Below are 18,026 nucleotides of genomic sequence, written 5' to 3'. Positions count from 1 at the left end.
GATTACTTGGGGTATTGAAAACCTAATTGAGTGGCCAAAATCACTCATTCACTGTACTAATTTAGACTTGATCTGACAGCTAAACCTATTCAGGAATAGTTACTCTCTGCCCAACCATCCCTAACTTGACAATATCACCCATAATATTACGTATGTGGGCATAAGATGAAGGCCCAGTATGTTGTCTTCTTTTTGCGCTTGAAACTAACAGCCTCGACTTTGCCCTTGATAGTGCAACAAAAACTGTAGAGCGCTCTTCATCAAGCTTGCTGTTACTCATACCGAATCGAAAGAATGGAAAGTCTTCAAACCCCAACAAGATAACAGCTTCGAACTCAGCCCCCTTGCTCTTATGAATTGTCATCATTCGGACAGCATTAACACCAGAAATCAAATCAACAGCATCAGCCCATGAAGCAGTCTTCAGTCTTGCTTTTTCCAACTCACTAAGAACCCCATAAACAGTTTTTGTGACAAAAGCCTTTTGTCCGTACTGACTCCATGCATGGCCGAGGCATTCACAAAAAAACTCATCGATGAATTGATTAGTAACTTCTCGGATTTGATCAGCACCAAATGCCTTATCTTGCAAAATGTCTCTTACATTAGATGTATAGTATAAGAGAGTGGTTAGTTCGTAGTCCTCATAGCGGTCGTACCTAGGGTGGCTATAGAGATAAAGATCTCTCAGGCACTCCCAAGAGGAAATATCTCTCGTTCTCGTAATTAGTGTTAGGAATGAGACAACAATCTTTCCCAAAGGCTCTGAGAGGTGGTCTTGCATAGCAGTTTCGTCAAAGCTCAAAATACCATGATTAAGCAATGCATTACTTATGTATCGACCATAGTTGTTATTGGAATTGATTCGAAAAAGCACCGCAATATCATGGGGTTTAATACCATCTTCATTGACCCACTGAGCAATCCTCTGGGCCAATTGTTCCGCTTCTTGCCCTTCATCATGATACACAAGCATTGCGTAGTCGTTTGAATTAAGCTCGGTGACTTTCGTTTGAGGGTTTGAACTCTTATCATTAATTGGCCACCACAAAGAACCCAAGCAATTTAAGTATGCCTTAAGCTCGGGAGTCGCTCTAAAATTCGAATAAATAACTTCCAGCCCAGCATTAAAATCACGCTCGAATCGGCAGAACCCATCAGGCAACGCTTTAGCAAACTTCATAATCGCCTGCTTAGAGTCACCGACAACCGTAACAACACTTTCCGAGTGACAAAACAGCGCTTTTACAAATTCGTATTGGACACCATTTAAATCCTGAAATTCATCGATAAAAACATACTTATATGCAACCCGAAGTGAAGTCAACAGGTCACTAGATGTATTACAGATTTCAAGGGCGATTGACGTTATATGGTCGAAGTTCAAACTCTTGGGGAAGTTGGAACTCCCACTCACTATCTCATAGTCTGAACTTGGTTGTCTGTGCTTTGGTAATACGCACATAAACCTATCCACGATACTTTTTGTAAAAGCCTCAATTGTGAAGGAGTGAAATCTCTCAGACAATTCATTCCCACACCGCAGTTGCACACGTTCTTTAAGATTCGAAGCCGCTTCCCTTTTACGAGAGATCGATAAAATATTAAATGGCCATTCACAAAGTTCCGTCTCTAATAGAAAACAGGCTTTCTGCGCTAAAATTTCAGTTTTGCCCGCTCCAGGACCAGCCCAAACAGCCAAATTGGCATTGCTTTGAATGATTTCAAGTGATTTATCATCAAATATCAGACCATCTTTGGGAACCCAAGTGTCAATCATATCGCTTACTCCGGTAAAGAAGATACTTCACGAGTAATATGCTTTATCATCTCTTTAAAGCTATGAGGGATCTTGTTTTTGTTGTTTTCCGATTCAAAATCAATTTCTTCAAGAGCATGAATATGGGAGACCGGTTTTCCTTTGCTACCTAGAAAACGATAGTTGTACCAATTGAATCGTGCGGCATCATTTTGTTCGTTATAAAAGGCCTCAGCTATAGCTTTCGAGTAACTAGGCTTCAAAACTGCAGACTTTAAATCACCCCAAGGTTTTGTCCTTGGTCCTTTCTCCCCATCAAGCTTTACATCATAATATTCTGGAAACGCTACTTGCATTGAGTAGTCCAAATCCAAAGGAGTAGAGAAAAACACTCCTTGCCCACTCAGTATCTCCAAAGCTGTTTTATTGTAATCGTTATATATACATTCCATCGGATTCATTGAGGGATCATCAAAATCAGAATGGGGTGTTATTTGTGGTTCTATACCCCTCAACTTTTGTTGTTGGAGAACGTAATCAATTCGACCCCAGCCGCCACCATTTCTGCCGTAGTCCAAGTCAAGCAATGTGACATAAGGGATATTTAGTCCTTCTAATAACCGCCAGAAATGGTTTACATGCCTGCCCCCTAATGGAGCAACACTGATAAAGCTATCGTCTATATCAACGCCACAGTGTGATAATAGTTTTGGAATGACGATTTGCTCACTCTCACCTTCCCCCAAAACAACTAACCGGGCGAAGTAGATCTCTGGGTATGCCTTGACCGCACCAGCAACAAATTTATATTGCTCATCGCCTGGATCTGGTAGGTCTATTTTAGAAACAATCGTATTGAGCGATTGTTTCTCTCGCCGGAAATGTCGAATTTGTTTAGGTTCAATCCTACCAACCAAACTAGGTGAGTGTGTAGTAACCGCAACCTGAGCATTGGTCTTTTTAGCAAGCTTTGTCATGGATTTAACTATGCGCCCAAGATAGTGAGGCGCAAGATGATTTTCCGGCTCCTCTAAAGCAAGCATGGTGTATATGGGCCTCTTGAGCCTTTTCTGATTAAAATGACGTCTGTTTTCCATATTCTGGAGGGTTTTTGACTCCATTTCATGGACTGCTTGGATAATTGAGATGTGTAGAAGTGATCTCTGACCGTCGCTCAATCTTTCCATCGATGCAATAGCACCGGACGTAGACTCAAAAGATAAAGATATTGTTTTCAACAAATCTTCCGGCTGTAAGGGTAAGAAATTAAGCTTTGCTTTACTGAAGATCTCACCCGAGTACATCTGTTTCCAGCTATTTTTTAAATGGCCCTCAATAAGGCTTACAGCTCCATTCTTTGATATTTCATTGCTAGCCTTCTCGGTATATCCCACCGCTTTTTGAAGTTCACCGTCTGGCCCTTTATCCCATTGGATTGCATCTAAGAGCCTTCCGAGTAAAATTTTGGTAGAAGAACTTATCTCCCTAAAAGGATTGCGGCTCGCTGGGATATAGTGAACTTGGATGTTATTTCTGTCAGACCGACGAAGATCACGTTTATCACGAGCTTCAAAATCATCCCTATCACTAAGAACGAAATAGACAGATTCATTGACAATACCTTCAGGAGACACGTCATCGATGGTTAACTCCGCCTCGAGCCTTATCCTAAGCATTGTTTTTCCATCACCCTCAGAGTTGAAACACATTTGATTAAATGCACTCGCTACTGCGGTCAGGTCATCTCCTCCTTGAAGCTCGGGAAATTCAAACCAAGCCTCTATAAAAAGCTCTTCAGCACGCGAGTCACTTGATGATGAACAATGAAAATCATCAACCAAAACTTTTCTAGTGGATTCTGTTACACCAAACATTCTACTTAGAGCATGAAGTGTGGAAGTTTTACCACTACCGTTGAGCCCTATAAGGGCCGTGAGGTCTTCCTCAAACTCTATTTCTGTTGGTTTCTTACTAAAGCATTGGAAGTTTGAAATGCGGACTTTAGATAACTTCATATTTAAATCAATAATTTATTAGTTGAGAAACACGTTTGTACCATGAGTTTCATAAGGAAAAACTTGATTTAGATCGCACGAGTAGACGAATGCTTAATGATTAGTTTTAGTAAGTAAAATCTCTCGCCTTACAAGTAAAGTGAATCACAAGATTAAATGAAAATGGGGCACTTTCGCCCTAGTAAGTACCAAGTGTAACAAATCTAGATTGAAGGGTATCAGTAACTGTGCAAACTTGACAAGAAGCAAGACATTAGCCTGCTAGTTCTTCATAATCTTGATAATACAAGCGATTAAAAGAATAGATGACATGAGCAGCATTGATGATAAAAAGATAATCAGTTGGATTAAAGACCAAGAATTTTCGAAGCTAACTTTTTTAGATAGCTGTTGGCAGTCTGATGATAATGAATGGCATCTAGGTTTTTATTACTTTATCCAATATCTAAAGCAAGAATGCTTAGATGATGTTATTGCCGAAGTAATTTCACGACACAGTGATGAATCGTCCGCCTATAGCTACCTTGGGGATACCGCCAATAAAATTTACAGCTCATTCAATGAACAACACATTCCAGCATGCTTCTATCGACATGCTAAAAAATTAAACCCAAATAACGCTCACGCTCATTGGGGACTTTTCATAACGGATGATGATACGAATTCATGCATCACATCTTTAAAACTCGATTATGAAAACAATGAGTTTGAGAAACTGGGCCGCACAATCGATAACCTGTTCTACCGCAGAAAACACTTCTCAAACTTTAATCTTCAAGACTGGCAGTTTATCAAATCTTTAACTCAAGACAGCAAAGTTACCTGCAGGAGAGATATGCTTGTTTTTGCACTTTTCTATCTTGATGAAGTTGAGGATTGCTTAGCCCTAATAGAATCAATGGAGAGAGTAAGCGTTGAAATCATTGAGGCGTATTTCAATTGCAACTTAATCAGTAAAGAGTTTGCGCTAAGCAAGCTTAGTTACTGGCAGGTCGATCAGTTCTTGGGTGACGACCACAAAGCAATTTACCAAGCTTATGTTAAAGAATCAGAGAAAGGCGAAGCTAACCCTCTGAGGCAGGTGCTAATACAAAAAGCTTTTCAGGCTGGAGAATATAAAGACGTCGTTACTTACCATGAAGAAGCTTCAACAGACGATTTGCATTACCGACACGATGTAAACGGCCGCCTGTATTACTTGCTAGCGTTGTCACACCTAAAGCAACCGGTGAACAAGCAAATTTTGGAGGTTGTTAATGACAAGGCAGATACCTTGCGCGATGAATCTAAAATTCTGTATCAAGCTGTTAGATGCAAACATAAAATCGATGAGCTAGAACGACTATTCCTAGAAAAGACACACTTCAACGATACGATTGATGGATGGGGAATATATCAAGAAGTGATTAAGGCATTTGACTCCCCCGACCTAATCAAACACCAAATCTATGAGCATTTGAGTAGTGAGTTAAAGTCATTAAAAACCATGTGGAACGACGCATACTACAATACACAGCTAGCAGAGATGAAAGTCAAATTATCTAATGGAGATATGAGTAGTGACGATTTCATACGTTTATACAACTTAGGCATAGAGTGCAATGAATTTGATTTTGTCATAGAAAATGTCACTAAGTTTCATGTTAGCAATCAACCAACTATGTCATCGTACAATTGTATTGGCGTGTGTCATGAGCGCAAAAAAGAACTTAGTTGCGTATTTCGGCTGATGTGACCCCTAGTTTCGTTTTTAATCGACCACCTTTTTAAGCCTCTCTTTTCTCTTCCTTAGTTTTACTCCAAGTGGTCGATTTAAGCCAGTTTTCTCATTGATTCCCCTCGTAACTCGATTCTATGACTTTGATGAACCAACCTATCTAAGATCGCATCAGCGATCGTCGAGTTGTCGATCATCTCGTGCCATTCTTTTACAGGTAGTTGGCTGATAATGATTGTACTGCACTCTTGGTATCTATCTTCTAGCACTTCGAGAAGATTACTTGCATGCTCTTGGCTGAGTTTTTCCATTCCCCAGTCATCGATAACCAACAGTTTTTTCTTAGACAAGCTCAGTAGCAGCTTTTGATAGCTGCCATCAAGGCGGCTACTACTCAGGTCATCAAGTAAACGATTTAGGCGATAATAACGACTTGGGCAGTGTTGCTCACACGCCTGCTCGGCGAGCGCACAAGCAACATAGGTTTTACCTGCACCTGTTGCACCTGTAATCAGGACATTCTGTCGCTTTTGTAAATAAGTGCCTGATAATAACTCTCCCATCATTGCTCTTTTTAAGCCTCGTTCTGGGCGGTAGTCCAGTTGATTACCGCTAGCGCTTAGGCGCAGCTTGGCTTGCCGTTTAAGTCGTTGGATTTTGGTTTGATCTCGGTTCACTATCTCATGATCAAGGATGAGTCCTAACCTTTCTTCAAAGCCAAGTTCAGCATAGGTCGCGGGGTGTATCCTTTGCTGTTCCAGTGCATCAGAAGCATGACTTAGGCGTAGTGATTTTAACTGTTGGATTATTGCGTCCATATTGTTTCTCCTAGTGGTAGTAGTTGGAACCACGAACATTAGTGTGTTTAAGGTTTGGGGTATCAGTGGAAGGCTGAGAGAGAGTGCCTTCTCGATGGTTCTTCAATAAGTTTTTGACGAAGCCAAGGTATGGCTTCTCTGTCACTAAGGCATCTCGGCAAGCTTGTTCTAACCGTGCGTCTGAGTGCTTTTTGGCAAGACTTAGTAACCCAAAGCAACTTCTAAAGGCCAATGCTTCATGCTCTGGGCGTTTGAGCAACATCTGAGTCAGTTCACCTGTGGCTGGCCCAATAGATTTTCCCCAACGGATAAAACGCTCGGGTGTCCATGATTGGTATTGATGGTTGCTTGGCATATGCTCGTAAACGGTAGAGAGACCATATTCTTTTTGGCTTGTGCAGTGGTGAGCAACAATGCTCCCTTTGTGGTAGATACGTATTATTTGATGCGTTGCTTCAAGCTCAACTTGTTGCCCAACAAGTTGGTGCGGCACAGAGTAGAAGTGCTTTTTATATTGAATGTGATAATCAGGGGAGACGGTTGCTCGTTTAGTTTCGATATACACATATGGTTGCGATGGCAGTGGTTTTAACGCTGGACGGTCAACTTTGTTGAACAAGTCATGTCGATTGACACCAAGCTGTTTCATCTCTCGTTGGTTTAAGTCATGCATCAGCTTTCGGATAGCCAGGTTCAGCTCAGCCATTGTATAGAACACTTGGTGGCGAAGGCGCATCATTATCCAGCGCTCTACGATGAGAACTGCGTTCTCAGCTTTGGCTTTATCTTTAGGCTTGTAGGGCCTGGCTGGCATCACAGCAACGCCGTAATGTTGTGCCAGTTTTCGGTAGCTCTCATTGAGGATAGGGCTATGACAGTCTGCTTTCGTTACAGCAGATTTCAGATTATCAGGTACAAGTAGATTCGGAGCACCACCAAAGTGATTAAAGGTATTCACATGAGCCATGAGGAAGTGTTCAAGCCCTTGGCTCTCACTCGCCTCGACATAGGTGTAATTTGACGCTCCTAAAGTGGCGACAAATACCTGAGCATGTCGGCATTCTCCTGTATCTGGATTCACAACAGGGATCGTTGGGCCACAGTAGTCAATGAAGAGCTTGTCACCAGCATGGTGAAGTTGGCGCATACTGCGTTTTTGTGTCTTTAGCCAACGTCTATACAGTTCGCAGAACTGTGTATAGCCATAGGCTTTGTCTTGATGCTGATGACAATACTCTTCCCAAAGCAAAGCTTTAGTCATCCCTTTACGCTTCAATTCTAAGTAGCAGAGAGTGAAATCAGGCATCACTTTATGCTGAGAAGATGAGCGACCATCAAACAAAGCTTGGGTGACTTGATTTTCATGATGAGTCTCTTCCAGTGGCCACGTGAGGCCACTGGATTTAAATCGGGATAGATGCTGGGATACAGTGGAATGAGCAATATTGAGGCAAGCGGCGATCTGTCGATTAGAAAGATTGCACTCGTATCGGAGGCGTAAGATTTCCTTAATTTTATTCATTGGCATTCTCTTTTTCGGCATGATTTATCCTTAGTGCTCTCAACATGAAAGACTCAGGTTAAACCTATTGATTTAAAAGAGAAAAGAGGTTTATTTCGGTAAATCGACCATCGATTTCGGAAACACACCGAAAAGTGGATGATTAAAACCGAAATGAGTGGTTGGTTAAAAACGGATTTGGTGGTCGATTAAAACCGAAATAGGCGGTCGGCTAGCTCCGAAATATGCACTACAGTGCCTGATAATTCGGAACAAAGCCTTATTCATCAAGAGCTACCGCCAGAAGTTGCAGAAAGGTTGTCAGTGATGCTGGCTGATGTTGAACATGTTGTTCATCAAATCAATGATCATGCGCACTATGTTGTTGAGCAGAGGCTAAATAACGCGATTGCTGAAGCCAATGAAAGAGCCGCCAATGCTGCCAAACGTGAAGCGGAATCTATCCAAGAGCAAGATAAAGCTTTTGAGCAATTAGAAGATGCTTTAGAAAAAATTGCAGAACTGCAAGATAGACTGAAAGTTGCAGAGCAAGAAAGTAGCCAGTTAAGTGCAAAACTGAACGTTGCTCGCAGTGAAACTAAATCGGCTTTAGATACTATTTCTGAACGTGACGAACGCTTAGCCGAGCAACAAAAGCAATTCAATGAGATTCAGGCTAGGTTGAGCCAAGCTGATTCAGATAAGGCGAAAGCTCAAGGACAAGCTGAGTCTTTGACTAAGCAATTAAACGAACAAGCTAAAGAGTTAAAAGAGCTAACTCAAAATCATACACAGTTGCAGAAGCAACACGCAAAATATGAAACTAAAATCGAATCTCTAAATGAGCAGTTGGCCAATGGTGAGAAAGCCCAGAAGCAACTACAAGGTCAAGTTGAATCCTTAACCGCTGAGGTTGAGCGCGGAGCTACAGAACAAGTCATGACCAAAGAGTCATTACAATCTAGTGAGAAGCACGTCGCATCACTTAATGATCAAATGAGTCAACAAACTAAGGAGCTAAAAAACCTCACTAAAGACCATACGCACTTACAAAATCAACACGCAAAATCTGAAACAAAAGTAGAATCTCTAACTGCACAGCTAACTAATGGCGAGAAGTCCCTACAACAGTTGCAAGATAAGTTGGGAGAGTCACAACAGCAGTGTGCGAGATTGGAAGGGCAATTGCTTCAATACCAACAAAAGTAATAATGGACTGGTAAACTTTCGGCAAAACTTACCACTGATTAAGTGAAAGTTTACCACCACTACACAAATTTATTTACAGCCTTATTCATTGCTGCAATGAGTAAGCTTTAATTAAATGATCTTTTTTACTGGAGATCGATAGAGAAAATCGATCATTTTAAATTTTAGGCTCAAAGGTAGCTTAAGCAAGATTGTTTTCCTGTGCATACTGAGCGTATAAAATATCAGCGAAATCAGTTTCCGAAATCTCAGTAAGCACCAAATCTCGAACAGCATCAGCTAATAAATCATTATCACTGGTCAACTCAAAGTCGTTCAAAGACAAATACTCCAAAGCAACCATTAAGCCGGTTCTTTTATTCGCATCTGGAAGGGCATGTGACATCGCAATACTTGTAGTATATTTAGCTGCAATTTCAAAGATATCATCTAAGCCATCGTAAACAATTGCATTATCAATTCGACCTAATGCACCTTGCAACTTGGGAATATCAACAGCCCCACTCATACCAGGTTCACTCTCCAATATAAATGTATTTATTTCGATGACTCGCTCAAATGGAAAGCAAATAATATCCATCACATGTCAGCCAACTTCTCAAACGTCTTACGATGAGTTCTCAAGGCTAACTTAGACTCTGACTTAACAATCTGCTGTCCATAAGTACCAGAAAGATCAAGCTTTCTTGTAGCTTTAATCTTAGGTCGTTTAACAACATCTACGCCATAAGATTCAATTCTCTTATTCATTTTTTCACCAAAAAAAATCAGATTTAATTTGATTATACTATCAAAACTACCATTAAAAAATAATGAGATATAATCACTTCATCCTATAACTTTATAAACTGTTGTACGACTGCACCCTAACTCCTTGCTGATAGCATGCTTGTTCATCCCTTGCTCAGTAAGCTCTTGAATGCGTTGGTGAAGCATTTTGTCAGGAAACCGTCCAAGGTGCCTACCCTCAGAGCGTGCACGCTCCCTACCTTCATTACAGCGCTGTAATATTCGTTTTCTTTCCATTTCAGCAAACGCCGATATGGTAGTGTAAATAACTCGACCTACATCGCTATTGATGTCTAAATCGCCCAAATCATGAAAGACCAAACCAGCTTTCTTTTGCGCTAGTTGATCAGCAATTTGCAAAGCATCTATGGTATTTCGAGCAATGCGGTCGACTTTGGTAACATGAATAATATCTCCTTCCCTTGCAAAATCCAGCAACAGGTTAAGCTGTTTTCTATCAGAGGATTTACCGCTCGCTTGCTCTTGGTAAATTTTGTCACAACCAATACGTTTAAGCTGTTCAAGTTGAACATCGAGCGTTTGGTCTTGAGTGCTGACACGGGCATAGCCAATTTTCATGAAAAGAGCCTAAAAGTGAACATTAAGATAATTAAACATTAGTGTACATGTACATATGTTATTTTAAAGACTAATTGGACAGTATTGAGATGGGTGAAAGATAATGTTCACAAAGTTACACCTTTATGGACACTACATTAGATTACCTCCAATCACAGAATCATACAAATTGGTTAAATCGTTCGATTCGTTTATAATGAGCGAAAAGGGGAATATTATGCAATCACTTACTGCGAATACAGCTAAAACCAAATTTGGCGACTTACTGATGAAAGTTCAACGTGAACCTATACAAATTAATAAGAATGGTTCACCCGTTGCGGTGATGATGTCTTGTGAAGAATATGAACAACTTGAAGCACTGAAATTGATGGTGGTGAAATCACGCTTCGAACAAGCAGAAGCCGATGCTCTATCAGATAAACTAGTCGACGGTGACGATTTCATGAATGCACTTAACCAAGGAAAGTTTGATTAATGACGCACTATAAGCTCTCTTCTTCAGCGCAATCTGATCTGATTGAGATTCGTCGCTATACATTAGAGCGATGGGGGCAAGCACAATGGACTACTTACTTTTCAGAACTAAAGCAATCAATGGAATTACTGGCGAACAACAAGTTGCTCGGCATAGAGGTTTCTGAGGTGGGCCAAAACTACTTCCGTTTTCCTTTAAAGCGCCATGTGATTTATTACATCCAGAAACAAGATCACATAATTATTGCAGCCGTTCTTGGTAAGCACATGTCTCCGGCCAAGCACTTTTCACAACGGTGTTAATATAATTAACACCCTAACCGCTAATGGTCATTCATCAAATAAAGACCCTTAATCATTGCTACAATGATTAACCGGCAAGGCCGACTGAGTAAGAACTAGGTTAAATGATATTTGGACATTTCAGTGTCAGTGTCAGTGTCAGTGTCAGTGTCAGTAAGCATGCTAATTTAGAGCTATACGGCTTACTTTAGTGCAAATTAACATTATGTGAATGAGTATTTAATCTAAGTGATTTCGAGGCAATTATCATTTCGGAAAATCGAAGAAAATTTTGTGATCATATATGCTAGGCTCACATCCACCTCCGCCAAGTGAACTGACAAACTATATTGTTATCTGACATCTGCGATGGTTGGGAAAACTTCGTGATGAGACATGATAGCTTGGAGCTTCGAACTGGCCAGCTGGTTACTGCTCAACAAGTGTTGATAGGCGTTGCATTATTTGAGTTAGGCGCTTCAAATGTAGCTCACCAGATTCTGAAGTATGCGAGAGTATTAAAGAGAATTGTGTAGGAAAAAAGGCTCCGAATGGAGCCTTCTTATTAATAAGTAGCTAGAAGATCACAGTGATTTTTTAATTTCTGCAAAAATGTCTCGATACTTGTCTGAGATGTGTAGTCGCGATAATCTCCTTTGTTCTCCATATCTAAGAGAACTAAACCTGTAGCCGTATATAGGCTCTTCAATACTAAGCGCTTACACAACATGTCATAACGCTTCAGGTACGAAACGCCTGCAATTGGCGAGTAGACACCCTTTTTATTTCGTTGATGTGCAGTGCGCTCGGTTTCATCGTTCAAGAATCCCGGCATCACTTGAAAGTGGCTCATGTTAACTTTTGCCGATTTCCTAGTTTGTTCTGAATCCTCGACAAGAATCAAATAGCCACGGAATACTTCAGCATCACCACCAAAAGCCTCTTCTTGAACAGCAGTAAACAAATCAATGCCACTCCCTAAAACTTCTTCTGCCCGGTTGTTGAAGTTATTACCAATAGAACCGACTTGAGATTTAAGCTCAATCGCTGCTACCAGTTTATTATCTGACAATATAACAACGTCCCAAGACTTGTGAGGGCGGAAATAGCCGGGTAGTTGTGAGTCATTTTTACCTACGCAAATTGAAACATTTTCTAAACCGGAACTTTCAACAACGCTTTGTATAACATCGCGAAAGCCATCGAGTGTTTTTCCACTTCTTACACCTTTAGCTTTGCGTACATCCCAAAATAGTTTGGTGGCTTTTTGAATATCTTGTTTCATTTATATTCCAAGTATTTGTTTTTCTTTTTCGTTCATAGAGTAAATTCGTGCGACTAAAACCTTAGCTTCTTCAGTGTCTTCACTTCTACCAATCCTTGTTAACTCAGTTTGGATACAAGAATCAATATCATCCCAGGTAGGTAAGCGTATCTTCCTCAAGTGTTGAGCTTGAAATCGGAGATTACCACCAGATATTTTTGTGGAATATACCTGAACGAACATCTGCCCAATGCCAGATAAAAGGACAGCCCTTAGAGCATATAAGTTCCAAGTATCGGCGCATACATAATAAATTGAGTTATTAGGATGGTAAGAGCCGTCATCAAAAATAACTGAAAGATCTGACTTAATATCAGGTATTAACAACTTTTGTGCAGCCGCGCGTTCTGGATACACACGATCAATCGTTTTGAACCAGTGCAATGGTGCCATCTTAGCTATGTGGCGACCTTTCAATGTTTCTTCAAACTGTAAGAAATAATCTCTTAAGAGAGGATATTGCTCTAGTTCAATTACACCATTGTCGTCATAAGTATTGATAATACAATTAGTGTTGCTCTCGATAACACCAGATTTCAGCTCTTTAGCGGTGATAACTGGTATCTTTCTACTTGCTTCAATATTAAAGTCTTTATCAACAATATATACTTTGTTACTACCAGTAGCCGCACCGATATAAACTGAGCAACCAGTTTCCTCTAAAGTAGGAAACTCCCTCTCAAGGCGTGAAAGCATTTCGAGTTCATCAGACGAACCAAACAGCCATGGCTTATCGTCCTTTACAAGGTCATTACGAACAATAAGCTCAGCACCGTCCACAGTGTTTACTTTAGCATTGGTTAAACACTGTCGAACGTTATTGGAAAAATCAAAAGTTACATTGGGGTTATGTAGTACACAAGTTCGTTTTTGTTTATTTTTTGAAAGCTGTGTGATTGCTGGATAAGTCATGACGTCAGACGTGAACGCATTTTGGCCGTAGAGATCTATAAACAAATCTAGCTGAAAGCTCTTGGCGATCTTACTACGCAAACCTGCACCATATCGGTTCTTAGTCCATCTATCAGTACAAATAAATGATAAAACTCCATTATTTGACAGAAGATCTAAGCACTTCTCATAAAACGCTATGTAGATATCAGCGCGCTCAATCATAGTAATAAAACGGTTTCGATACTCCGCTAATAAGGCCGTCGGAATAGTTTCGATTCTGATGTAAGGTGGATTACCAACTATATGAGTAAACTTTTCGTCGAAACCCGTTAATAGGAAATCTGCGTGAATAAACCAAGTTTTTAAAACTACATCAAGCTCTTGAGAGGTATAAATACTACTCAAAACAGCTCTAACATTGCTCTTTGCAATGTCTATGTTGCTAGAAGATATGTCATATGCCTTTATTAGATTAACTAATTGAACTAAGGGCAGTTTTACGTTTACTCTCTCGTAGTTGAGTTTGATACGCTTCGCGATGGCAATTATAAATTCCCCTTGACCACATGAAGGCTCGAGAATTCGTGTACCTACTGAAGTCAGATCATCCACGACACCAGATGCGATAAGCATTAAATCTACTATCTCTGGTTTTGTAAATACTTCGCCTTTTTCTGCTGACGACTCACCCCAAAGTAGGGATTGGTTTTGCAATTCTGATGTAGCTAATTCCACTTGAATCTTCACTCTCTGTATTTGTTACGATATTACCACAAAAGTCTCAAACTGAAGTCGTGAAACAAAAGAGTTCTGTGGAATTTACCCGTAATACAACACGGGGTTTACGACGAACTGCATTAGAAAATGGATAACTTTTGGTAGGTAGGGGAAATGCACACCCTGAAAATGTGTAGAGTAGAGCAGGCTTTCGCCAGTTCTTTCATGCACTTGACCATGTGGTCATAGAGGATAAGGCCGTTGGCTTTCGCGGTTTCGACGATACTGATCTGCTCCAGTTAGACTGGACACCGCATTAAACGACATATTGTTTTTCAAAGTTAACTGGGCTTAGATGCCCAAGAGCATTGGGCCTTCTTGTTCGATTATAATCAACTTCGATATATTCAAAAAGCGCTTGGCGCATCTCTTCTCGCGTCATTATCGGCTCGTATTGGATGGCTTCTACTTTCATTGAGTGGAAAAAGCTTTCAACACAGGCGTTATTCCAGCAATGTCCCTTCCTACTCATACTTTGTTTTAGGTTATGGGTTGAGATTAAGTATCTGTAGCCTTTTTGAACAATATTGACTGCCTCTATCACTATGGATAATCACCCCTTCGGGCATGCCTCTACGGAACAATGCCCTTGATAGCGCATCACAGACCAAAGTCGCGGTCATTCTGGTGCTCATTGACCAGCCAACTACTTGCCGTGAGTACAAGTCGATAACAACCGCTAAATACATCCAACCTTCGCTTGTCTCTAGATAGGTAATATCTCCAGCCCATTTTTGGTTCGGTGCTGTCGCATTAAAGTCTTGCTCAAGCAAATCCGGGGCAACTGGAAGTCTATGCTTACTGTCTGTCGTACATTTGAACTTACGGGCGGCTTTCGCGACTAAACTCTGGCGCTTCATGCTCGCGGCAATGGTTTTAACATCATGTTTATTTCCATTTTCTTCAAGTTTTTTTGAATACGCCTTGCACCATCGCGTTCCTTGTTATCATCAAAAGCTTCTCTAACTTTGCTGTCAAGCTGCTTGCGGTACTCGTTGCGTTGAGTGACTTTATGGCGATTATCAATCCAATAATAAAACCCACCTCGAGAAACCCCAAACACCTTAGCCATGCGGACAATACTATATTGCATCAGGTGTTCGAGCATAAACTCATAGCAATCTACTTTAGATTCTTCGTGAAGTAGGTGGCGGCCTTTTTTACGATATCTAGCTCTTCAGCTTGCTCAGCCAATAATCGTTTGAGTTTGGCATTCTCAGTGGCTAGTTCTCTTTCTCTATCGCTGATTTTCGCGTCTTTTTTGACGGCTTTACGCCATCCATAGGTTTGAGATTCATATAACGATAGCTGTCGTGCAGCAGCAGCGACACCGACTTTGTCTGCTAACTTAAGCGCTTCAGCTTTGAATTCAGGAGCATGTTTGATTTGTGTTTTCTTAGTTGTCATTGTTCACCTCGTTAGTGATTGTACTCACTTAACTCAGTGTCCAAAACTTCTGGTGCGGATCACTACCATAAAGGATCAGATTACAGGACTTGGAAAAGGTTCAACTGATTTAAGCAACACGCCTTGTTCAAGCATAAAAAATCCCCATCAACGTTGTTGATGGGGATTATCTGCTAACTGCAAGATCGTTCGATAGTGATCGTTATATGAATAGAGATCTCGAGTGAAATATGGTTATTGAGATTGCGAAACAGAAAAAGACACACCTGAGAAACTGCGGAACGCGTTAATCATAATGTAAAGGTCTTCATCAGCCTTAAGTGCATCGCAAGACTCGAAGTTGCCGGAACGATACGGACGACAGTCGTAGTCACTTTTCGTTGGCTGCTGTCCTGAACGAATGTATAGGTCCGCATCCCCAACACCAGACTTAATCGTAACGCTAACACTAGCTGTACGATTCGCCGCCTTAAGTACAAACAGTTTTTTATCGCCTGAAGTCAATGCGATATCGGATACTAAACTGTCTAAAGTCACTTCTGGGATCTCATTCTTCGGCTCACCAACCGAGCCGTTAGGTAGCGCGTCATTGAAATGCGAAGCCACTAATGGCCAAATTTTACTGATTTTCACGCCTTGATTTTCGCAGCCTCCGAAATGATGCAAAGCAATGGCTTTGTTGTTATCGGTTCGCAGAACCGGTGAACCAGACGAGCCTCCAATCGTGTCACAGAAATAACCAGTATCCGTATTTGACCCTCGTCCATTCGCTGAAGCCACATCGATCTGACACAATCCTGAGCCATTTTGATCGCTCTCAATGGCCAACTCTTTCGGATTACCCGATCCGTGTTGAGGAATATAAATTCCATCACCGAACATCGGCTCTTCGGCATCCAAACCTAGGTAACCAAACGACGCTATTTTGGCGAAATCATCAACAGTGAAAAGCGTGTAATCCAAATTATAATCCGTGCTGAGTATTTTATTTCCCATCACTTTAACCATTGTCGCCATAGAACCATCACACGTGCGACGCTGATAGTTAAACCATACCTCGGTATTTCTCAACTCAGACTCTGATGCGACACAGTGGTTATTAGTGAACATATGGTTGTCTGGCCCCACACGCCAAGCGGTACACAAGCTGCGACCATTAATGAGCAGCCTTGCAACAGGCGTTGCCCAAGCTACTTTGTCTGCGTGAGAGTCTTCCCAGCAAGCAACATCTTTGCGTTCATTCACGCCACAAGTCGATAGCGTCGATAAGGCCTCTTTGTCTGCAATTTTACCTGCCATGTAGTAATCAATTTCAAACTGAACATGCTGTCCGTTTGAATTGGAGATTGATTCAATGACGACAGAATCATTGGAAATCGATTGAGCGAACCAATCTATTTGGCTGTCACGATACTCCACACCCTCACTACTGGTGTTTGACTTAAGACGTAACACGCTGCCTTTCGGTACAGTAAGAGACTTGAAGTGAAGCTTGATGAATGACGAATCAGCGTGTTCAAGTTGCAGTGTGCGTATACCAGCCGATGTATCAACCAGCTCTTGGTTCGACAACTGATGTTTCACTTCATCGGCAATAACCGGAAGATCTGGTTGAACGAAAAGGTGCGGTTGTGCATTAACGAGCGAAGAAAAGAACCATATTATCGCAAGCCCAAGGTTAGATAAGATTACTTTCATTGAATTTCCTTTATTGTTTTGTGGTGTTCCCTTCATAAACATATATGCAAAGAACAGATATGACATAAAATGCATATAAGTTTTAGTGTAAAGAAAAGTCCACATTCGCGACAGTTTTAGGAATTTAATTGGATTGTAGATACCATATCTCTGAAGCAACCACAAACTTAAGTTAAAGTTAATTCAGACTGATATCTTGTCTGATTTTTTATAACGCCAAAACATATTTGAATTAGCTTTCTCATAGCAGCACCTAACGCTTGCTTTTTTGCTTTACCAGCGACTAACGAGTTGCTTTTTTGTGCTTTGATATAGGGATTGTATTTACCAACGCTAACCGCGGCCAAAAAGATTTTTGACCGAATTCAAGATGGGCCAATTTCGCTCAATGTGGTTCTACCTTTAAATGAGCCAGACTCATTTGCTTGGCGTAAGACCTACAAATGCTGCCGCTTGCTTGGCTGTTGAGAAGATCTTAGCTGAAAATAAGTACACCAGCTTTCTCGGCATCACCTTTCTTATACCTACAACACTCATTAGTAAATCATGGTTTTTATTCATAACGGGACAAGCCGAAATGATGATGTCAATTTCACATTCAATGTCTTTTATTTCATCATCTAAATGTGGATCATTCGTTTAATTGACTGCAGAACTCGCTCATGAGAGCCACTAATTGTGCAAGCTTCAAGTCGGTTGCTTTCTCTCAAGCGATCTTTTTCCAACGCTGACAGTCGGCTTTGTTGACGCGCTCATTAAATCATCAATTTTGATTTGAGC

Annotated in this window: 15 protein-coding genes and 2 pseudogenes; 5 read left to right on the top strand and 12 right to left on the bottom strand. The window is 40.9% G+C overall.

Annotated features, from left to right (window positions below):
• Positions 1-85: 85 nt before the first annotated feature.
• Positions 86-1,780, bottom strand: coding sequence for a UvrD-helicase domain-containing protein (locus QUF19_RS11965; protein WP_286293932.1), 1,695 nt, complete (start codon positions 1,778-1,780; stop codon positions 86-88).
• A 5-nt stretch (positions 1,781-1,785) separates the two neighbouring features.
• On the bottom strand, positions 1,786-3,774 hold the full coding sequence (locus QUF19_RS11960; RefSeq protein WP_286293930.1) for an ATP-dependent nuclease: 1,989 nt from the start codon (positions 3,772-3,774) through the stop codon (positions 1,786-1,788).
• Positions 3,775-4,084: 310 nt separating this feature from the next.
• On the opposite strand from QUF19_RS11960, the gene QUF19_RS11955 reads away from it, so the two are divergent.
• Positions 4,085-5,509 carry a hypothetical protein gene (locus QUF19_RS11955; protein ID WP_286293926.1) on the top strand — a complete coding sequence of 475 codons (1,425 nt, stop codon included), beginning with the start codon at positions 4,085-4,087 and terminating at the stop codon, positions 5,507-5,509.
• A 77-nt stretch (positions 5,510-5,586) separates the two neighbouring features.
• Here QUF19_RS11955 and istB read toward each other — a convergent pair whose 3' ends face one another.
• On the bottom strand, positions 5,587-6,309 hold the full coding sequence (gene istB / locus QUF19_RS11950; protein WP_286291966.1) for an IS21-like element helper ATPase IstB: 723 nt from the start codon (positions 6,307-6,309) through the stop codon (positions 5,587-5,589).
• 10 nt (positions 6,310-6,319) lie between these two features.
• On the bottom strand, positions 6,320-7,852 hold the full coding sequence (istA, locus tag QUF19_RS11945) for an IS21 family transposase (protein WP_286291968.1): 1,533 nt from the start codon (positions 7,850-7,852) through the stop codon (positions 6,320-6,322).
• Positions 7,853-8,065: 213 nt separating this feature from the next.
• Between istA and QUF19_RS11940 the strand changes: the two genes are divergently transcribed.
• A complete protein-coding gene (locus QUF19_RS11940) occupies positions 8,066-9,019 on the top strand; it encodes a coiled-coil domain-containing protein (RefSeq protein WP_286293925.1) in 954 nt (317 codons plus the stop codon).
• Positions 9,020-9,200: 181 nt separating this feature from the next.
• On the opposite strand, the gene QUF19_RS11935 is transcribed toward QUF19_RS11940, so the two are convergent.
• From QUF19_RS11935 to QUF19_RS11925, 3 genes are all read right to left on the bottom strand, one after another.
• Entirely contained in the window at positions 9,201-9,599 is a 399-nt protein-coding gene (locus tag QUF19_RS11935; protein ID WP_286298880.1) for a type II toxin-antitoxin system death-on-curing family toxin, read from the bottom strand.
• Complete coding sequence (locus QUF19_RS11930) at positions 9,599-9,769, bottom strand: acetyltransferase (protein ID WP_286293924.1); 171 nt, start codon at positions 9,767-9,769, stop codon at positions 9,599-9,601. The genes QUF19_RS11935 and QUF19_RS11930 overlap by 1 nt, the downstream gene beginning before the upstream one ends.
• Before the next feature lie 78 nt (positions 9,770-9,847).
• On the bottom strand, positions 9,848-10,387 hold the full coding sequence (locus QUF19_RS11925; protein WP_286293922.1) for a recombinase family protein: 540 nt from the start codon (positions 10,385-10,387) through the stop codon (positions 9,848-9,850).
• Between the two features lie 217 nt (positions 10,388-10,604).
• On the opposite strand from QUF19_RS11925, the gene QUF19_RS11920 reads away from it, so the two are divergent.
• The 3 genes and pseudogenes from QUF19_RS11920 to QUF19_RS11910 form a co-directional block, all read left to right on the top strand.
• On the top strand, positions 10,605-10,865 hold the full coding sequence (locus tag QUF19_RS11920) for a type II toxin-antitoxin system Phd/YefM family antitoxin (protein ID WP_016799688.1): 261 nt from the start codon (positions 10,605-10,607) through the stop codon (positions 10,863-10,865).
• A complete protein-coding gene (locus QUF19_RS11915; RefSeq protein WP_171762948.1) occupies positions 10,865-11,167 on the top strand; it encodes a type II toxin-antitoxin system RelE/ParE family toxin in 303 nt (100 codons plus the stop codon). Before QUF19_RS11920 ends, QUF19_RS11915 begins: the two co-directional genes overlap by 1 nt.
• Before the next feature lie 341 nt (positions 11,168-11,508).
• Positions 11,509-11,682 (top strand): annotated as a pseudogene (locus tag QUF19_RS11910) (regulator); the annotation flags it as partial.
• 29 nt (positions 11,683-11,711) lie between these two features.
• Here QUF19_RS11910 and QUF19_RS11905 read toward each other — a convergent pair.
• From QUF19_RS11905 to QUF19_RS11885, 5 genes and pseudogenes are all read right to left on the bottom strand, one after another.
• Positions 11,712-12,431: a PaeR7I family type II restriction endonuclease gene (locus QUF19_RS11905; protein WP_171762949.1), complete on the bottom strand. Its 720-nt coding sequence runs from the start codon at positions 12,429-12,431 to the stop codon at positions 11,712-11,714.
• Entirely contained in the window at positions 12,432-14,099 is a 1,668-nt protein-coding gene (locus QUF19_RS11900) for an Eco57I restriction-modification methylase domain-containing protein (RefSeq protein WP_171762950.1), read from the bottom strand.
• A gap of 298 nt (positions 14,100-14,397) precedes the next feature.
• Positions 14,398-15,548, bottom strand: a pseudogene (locus tag QUF19_RS11895) (IS3 family transposase).
• Positions 15,549-15,782: 234 nt separating this feature from the next.
• Positions 15,783-17,246: a serine protease gene (locus tag QUF19_RS11890; protein ID WP_286293901.1), complete on the bottom strand. Its 1,464-nt coding sequence runs from the start codon at positions 17,244-17,246 to the stop codon at positions 15,783-15,785.
• 417 nt (positions 17,247-17,663) lie between these two features.
• Complete coding sequence (locus QUF19_RS11885) at positions 17,664-17,807, bottom strand: transposase (RefSeq protein WP_171762952.1); 144 nt, start codon at positions 17,805-17,807, stop codon at positions 17,664-17,666.
• Positions 17,808-18,026: the final 219 nt, after the last annotated feature.

The sequence above is a fragment of the Vibrio sp. FE10 genome (assembly GCF_030297155.1).
Taxonomy (GTDB): domain Bacteria; phylum Pseudomonadota; class Gammaproteobacteria; order Enterobacterales; family Vibrionaceae; genus Vibrio; species Vibrio apostichopi.
This window is presented reverse-complemented; position numbering and strand designations above follow the sequence as displayed.